4 protein-coding genes are annotated in these 6483 nt (G+C 44.8%); all 4 read right to left on the bottom strand.

Annotation, left to right across the window (positions count from 1 at the left end; translation table 11 throughout):
- Positions 1 to 214: 214 nt before the first annotated feature.
- A complete protein-coding gene (locus LAY41_RS31915; RefSeq protein WP_249106705.1) occupies positions 215 to 1627 on the bottom strand; it encodes a SagB family peptide dehydrogenase in 1413 nt (470 codons plus the stop codon).
- Positions 1628 to 1657: 30 nt separating this feature from the next.
- A complete protein-coding gene (locus LAY41_RS31910; RefSeq protein WP_249106704.1) occupies positions 1658 to 3916 on the bottom strand; it encodes a TOMM precursor leader peptide-binding protein in 2259 nt (752 codons plus the stop codon).
- A 194-nt stretch (positions 3917 to 4110) separates the two neighbouring features.
- Positions 4111 to 4968, bottom strand: coding sequence for a GNAT family N-acetyltransferase (locus LAY41_RS31905; protein WP_249106703.1), 858 nt, complete (start codon positions 4966 to 4968; stop codon positions 4111 to 4113).
- 678 nt (positions 4969 to 5646) lie between these two features.
- Positions 5647 to 5976 (bottom strand): hypothetical protein, encoded by a 330-nt coding sequence (locus LAY41_RS31900; protein ID WP_249106702.1) that lies wholly within the window; start codon positions 5974 to 5976, stop codon positions 5647 to 5649.
- Positions 5977 to 6483 lie beyond the last annotated feature (507 nt).

Raw genomic sequence — 6483 nt, 5'->3', positions numbered from 1 at the left:
GTAGAGACGTTTCATGAAACGTCTCTACAATGTTTAGGCCAAAAATTCTCATGGGGTAACAAACCCGGATTTGGTATGAATCGGTGTTCTAGTGTTCAAGTTGTAGGTTGGGCTCGTGCGAAGCGAAACCCAACGTATTTGTTGGCTTTCGTGCCTCAACCCAACCTACAAAGCTGACAACTGACAACTGACAACTGACCACTTACCCTAGCCCCTAGCTATATCTGCTACCCAACATAAATTCTCCTACGGATGATTCAGCATAGTAATCGCATCCCGTCGCCGCTGCAAACAAACTAGAATTGCCTCCTCCCACTGCACAAGGCGCAAGATTCATCGCCGTTGCCACCAAATACATTGTTTGATATAAAACGCCAACGTGCTTTAATGTTAAGGCATAAGCCATTGACTCGTAATTCCAACTAACTCTGGGCAAGCGAGAAGCAAGGATAATTAAGATTTGCGGATTGCAGGGAGGATTTGTTGCTAGTTCGGCACTTTTTAAGAGCGCTTTTACATAAGTGGTTCGTTCGGAAATCCTACAAAGTTGATGGTCTAGCGGGCAATAATGGTAAATACCATCGGGAATATTTTCGCAGCTATTTATAATAATATAAAGTTCGATTTCGTAGCAAGCTCCTCCATTTGGGTAAGGTCGATTGCTGCATTCTTTTTGGTCTTTTGGAAAGATCGATCGAACTCTGGCGGTACGATACAGAAATTCGCCTAGTTGTTTATCTGTAATTGGTTCGTTCCCCTGCACTCTGATCGATTTTCTCTCTTCCAGAATGCGAGTAAAAGGATAATCTTCTTCTTTAAGTTTTTCTATGTCTGGTTTGTATAGTTCAATAATATCATTAGATACTTTGGGTTTGACTACTGGTAGCGGCTTGATTTCGTTCACAAAACGAAATGATTTGCCGACGGGATTGTTGTGTCTTCCGCCTCTACTTCTGGAATGAAACAGTAAATCGTGAAATTCCCATTGAGTAAGGGTATCGTTTTCCTTTTCGACAACTTTTCCGTCTTCTTCTACTTCCGAAAGCATTGCAGCACTGTTGAGGAGGCTAAAAAACATCACTGCTGTTTCTAGGGATATACCGGGGATAAGATTGCTCAGTTCGCTTGCTGTTTGCGGTTTGGTAATACAAGTTGCGATCGCACCAGAGCGCCAATCGGCTAAAATGATTTGAGCCCCAGATAAGGGAGATTCCAGCACCATCCCGTCTTTACCTTGGTGGCAATAGGCAAACCTGGACAAAACATATTTTTTGTCCGGTTTTGCCTCAAAAAATTGCAGCTTCTCAAACTTTGAGACGGGAACCAAAGTTGCTAGGGGCAACCCATCCGCACAAACAGTATGACAGATAATGCCCAGATTGATAAATTGTTCGATATAATAATATAACTTAGGCAGTGAGGAGAAGCCGTCAGCTTGTAGCAGCTGTTGGCTGAGATATTCTTCAGTACCGCCATCAGCAGCAAGAGTCTTAATAGCTGCCAGCAATCCCGGAGACATTTGCTTGAGATTGAAGCTTCCTTCTGGCGATTTTAGCACCAAATTATCGCTTGATTCTTCACTCAGAGAAACATTTTTTGTAAAAGCAAGTATGAATGGTTGTGACATTTTGTTACTCTACTTTAAAAACAATATTGTTTAGAAGAAAATCGGAAACGGGTTGAGTTGATTCTCTCGCAACGACTCTGGCAACAAACCCAATTTAACGGGTACATCATAAAGCCTTCCCGGTGCAAGTCTTTTCCAAAAGTGTCGCATTCCGGGGACGATAACCTTAGCTACATTCAGTTCGATATCGGGACGAGTTTGATCTAAAACCAGCACTTCCATGCCTTGCTTTTCGGCTATTTTTACGCAAGTCATCACATCTTCCCGCAAATCGTCGCTTGCTTGCAGCGGATAATCGGCAAACACTTTTGGGGCAACATTTTCATCGGGAATCAGATAAGGTTGATTTGCCAATGTAGCTGTTTTCCACCATTCTATAGTTAACTCATCAAAAAAGTTGTATTTGGTGCTACCATCATCAGCAATGGATAAAACTGCTGGCAGCATTTGATTTCCTTCTGTCAAAGCCCTAGATATACCGACTTTTGGGTCAAAATGGGTGCCAAAACCAAGGGTGATATCTTCGATATTTTTATCTGTTCTTCTGGAAATAGCGGCAAAAGTGGGAATATTTAAATCGCTGGTAAGATCCAAAACCCAAAGTTCGCGATCGATACTTTTATAATAATTCTTCAATGCTTCAAAATACGGGTCGTCAAAACTGTCTAAATCCACTAGCGGTCTGGCGATCCGATTATACCACCACAAGGCTACGCTATCTCGTTCTACCACTTCCATAAAACCTTGCAAAATGGCTTCTTCGAGGGTGTTACCAGCAGCGCTACCGTTGGAATCTGCCCAAAAATAAGGTTTGGGAAGGTTGAGGTAACCGTAATAGCAATAACCCGTTGGCAGATATTTTACTTCATCATTAGTTAAAGACCAAACTGGCGTCCACTCAATTTCTATTTCCTCGTCAAAAGGTTCTGGCACTTTTTGAAACAAATTGGTACATTTGACATTCCATTCCGACCTCGTTTGGTATTGGAATTCGCTAAAGTTCATACAAGTATTGGGGTGAATGGCAGATGCGCCCATTTCTTTGTATGTGCCTTTTTGTCTGATTTCGTCTCCTTGAAATACTCCAGAATATCTTTCTACAGCTTCCCCAAGGGCGCTGGCTTTTGCTTGAATGTCGGTTTTACCTTTCCCCGCACTTTTGCCGCGCAGATTTTCACGCAAAAAGTATAAACCGTCAAACATGGTCGCAAAATTATGGCCTGCTACATAGACATTTGTTAAGTTTGTTTCTGAGACGCGAATTTGCTTTAGCGATCTGATGGCCCCCGTAATCGGGCTGATATGGTGTTTGTATTTCTCGATCGTTTCTTCTGGTGAAAAAGAACGGTGTCCGCCGTCGCTGGTGAAATTTTTATCACCGCTTTTGAGCAGAATGGGTAAAGGTTCTCTGTTGTAAAGATATTGCGCTTCTCCGCAAGCCGGACATTGCGGACGCTTGACCAAAGTGTGATTTTTGGTTTTCAGAGATATAGTTTCAAAAGTGATTAAAGTTCCTTCTATAGATTTGTTCTCTCCCTGAACAATCCATTTAGCGATTTCAGTTGTGGCAATATTTAATCCCGTTTGCCATGTGGAAGGAAGCACACCTTGGTGGGTTTGCAGAGGTGTTGTTGATGAAATACCTTTTTGTCTCTGGATAAAGCTTTCTACGGGGCGGTTGGCACGCAGACGTTGAGCCAGACATTCCCAACAGCCTGTTTTTCCGGGCTGGAAAATCGGGCCGATCCAAATAATTTTTCCCACTGGCTTGATGAGTATCCAGGGTTGTTGTAATTCTAAAGCTTTTTGGTTAAATGTAGCCAGATCTTCTTGCAGATAATCATCGGTTAAGACGGCGGCAATATCGCCTGAATCGGATACTTGAATATTGAGGGATTTCAGTCTGTCGATAAATTCGTTGGTTGTGACATTACCGATCGATCTCACAGCAACCTTGGTAGATTTCAATCGGCTTGTGGCTTGGAAGGAATCGACATTCAAGCTATCCCAGAAAATGGCTACTTCAGTTGGGATAGAATCGTCGTTCTCGACGATGTAGCCTTTCTGTTCCATCAACATCAAAGTATAATAAAGCTCGGTGGTGGATGCTTTTCCTTGCAGGTGTTTGATGATGTCGTCAACAGTACGATCGCCATCAAGCAGCGGGGCCAATAACTCATAAAGGCGACCAGTTAATAAAAAATAATCTGATTCGGCTAGCAGGAATACACCGACAGATTCTATCACTTCGACTCTATAACAACTTTTAAATTTTGGTTTATTGTACATTTTGATATTTTTTCTGCTCTTTCGGAGTTACTATGCTTTTTTTCACTCTATAACATTTTTATTTCCTTTCTCCCCTGCCCCTCTGCCCCCCTGCCCCTCTGCCCCTCTGCCCCTCTGCCCCTCTGCCCCCTCTCTCCTTCTCCCCTCCCCGTGGGGCGGGGAGGGGCAGGGGGTGGGGTTGCCCCTCTGCCCTGTTAGTAAGCTACAGATGAGAAATAGCAACCTTGGGGTTCAAAATACTCACCCAGTGCCATGATGTTTACTGTATTGATGACGCGGAAACCTTCGCCCAGACACCAGCGAAAGAAGGAAGCTTGACAAAGAGGCACTATTAAGGATAAAGGATCGTCGCCTGCTGCCGCAATGCCTAATAGCAATGCTTGCATATCTGCTTCGTTTTTGGCTACTCCATGTCCGAAGAAGTTGGTAGCAGTCGCATAAGCGATGATGCGGTTTTGGATAACTGCGACAAAAGGGGAAAAATGTTCGATCGCTTGCTGCAACTCCTGAAACCGCTCAAATCCGTAAACCTGCTTGCAGAGGGCCGCGCACTCTTCTAAATCTGACTCCTGGAGGGGCCTGATTTCAATTGTCGGGTCTGGCTTGCTTTTCGGTTTGCCGCCGATCAAAACAGCAGGTTCCTTGACATCGAAACCAACAGAAGCGTATAATGAGAGGGATGTCGTATTTGATGCTTCTTGAATCAGACGAATACTCACAGCTTCTCGACCTCTCTCCAGCAAGGCTTCCATTAGTTTTCTGCCTATTTTGCGAGATTGGAAATCGGGATGAACCGCTGTCGGCCCAATTTTGCGGATGATATCGCTTTCGTCGAGGAAGTTCGCACCAACTATTTGACTGTCGCTTTCCGCAACTACACCAAAAACTGAGGGATTGGCGATTAAAGAATCTATTACCTCAGTGGCAAATTCCTGGGTGGGGAAAAAAGAAGGAACTTGATAGCGATCGGCTATTCCTTTAAAGGCAAGATAGATTACACTTCCACATCTGTCGGTGTCGTCGGTAGTTGCCTGTCGGATCGTTACATCCATGAAAGCGGCCTTTAAAACAATGACGAGTGTTTTTTTGCTATCAAATTATATCATATCCTTATCCATCGCTTACCTAAAAAATTCCTGTTCTTCTTCTTATCTGCGTTTATCTGCGTTTATCTGTCTTCATCTGCGGTAAAAATTTAACCAACGATCGCAACAGACCATTTGACGATATCATCGAGATTAAAGTCTACGATCGCCCCCCGAACCACTCTCAAAAGGACTGAATATTAAATCTGACAGTCCATTTTAATGGACTTTCGCTATTAGCTGGGGAATTGATTCCCCAGCGGGTGAGCGGGCAAACAAGAGATTCTTTGGCCCGTTGCCTCGTTCCCAGGTGCAACCTGGGAACGAGTCGAAATTGACAAAAAAACAATCCGATGTGATGTGTGGGTAGGGGCGAAGCATTCGGGCAGTAAGCGATCGCATTTCTTCAACAATTTTTATGCGCTCATGCAACGCCTGCGCCCTCGTCTGTATCAGCGATCGCATTTTTTCAACAATTTTTATGCCCTCATGCAACGCCTGCGCCCTCGTCTGTATCAGCGACTAAATTTACCGAACAATACAATATTTCTCTTCAAAGCGCAAGCCCCCGCTCTAACTTTCTATCTGAGCGGGGGAGAACCTCGCACGGGCTGGAACAACAACCCGCACGAGGCAGGACGGGCTTTAGCAACAAACGAGTATAGTAGGGGGCGCTACATTTACCCGGCCCTCAGCCCAATCACTAATCTCTTCGTCTGTGAGTGTGCTGGGCTTGGGAGGCAGGGGCAGTTCGTAGACTACAGTCCCTCCTTCACCTGCTTTTAGGGTGGGCACTGCATCTGGGTTCTGATTGATTTGAACTTCGACGAAATCTTCCAGAACCAGCCCTGCTTCCTGGAGCGTTCCCGCCGGGTCGGCGACAAAGCTATCGCAGAAGTCCCTATCTAACCATGCCCTGGCGACAAGTTTGGAGACTTCTGTTTCCCATGTTTTCCAGTCTTGTGGAAAAGCCACTATTTTTTCTCCTGATTTAACTACACCGGGTCTAACACGGGTAGACTAGATACGTCAAGAGCATAAAACAATACTGCTCTTACGTAATGCAAGTTACATTCAGTAGGGTGCGTCAGAGCGATAAAATTATTGATGCTCTCCCAAATTTTGGGTCTGACGCACCCTACAACTAAATGTGTCAAGTTACATTCACAGGACTTACGCAAAAACCTTGGTTTTGCCCCCCGACCCCCCAAATCTGGGGGGAGAAGAGTCTTCCCCAAATCTGGGGGAAGAAGAGTCCTATTCCCCCCAGATTTGGGGGGCTAGGGGGGCGATGCTGTAGTAGATTATCGGCAACCAAATGGTTCTAAAATCCTATTCCCCCCAGATTTGGGGGGCTAGGGGGGCGATGCTGTAGTAGATTATCGGCAACCAAATGGTTCTAAAATCCTATTCCCCCCAGATTTGGGGGGCTAGGGGGGCGATGCTGTAGTAGATTATCGGCAACCAAATGGTTCTAAAATC

This window comes from Argonema galeatum A003/A1 (assembly GCF_023333595.1).
GTDB lineage: Bacteria > Cyanobacteriota > Cyanobacteriia > Cyanobacteriales > Aerosakkonemataceae > Argonema > Argonema galeatum.
The sequence above is the reverse complement of the archived record's forward strand: the minus strand, read 5'-3'. Positions and strand labels throughout refer to the sequence as shown.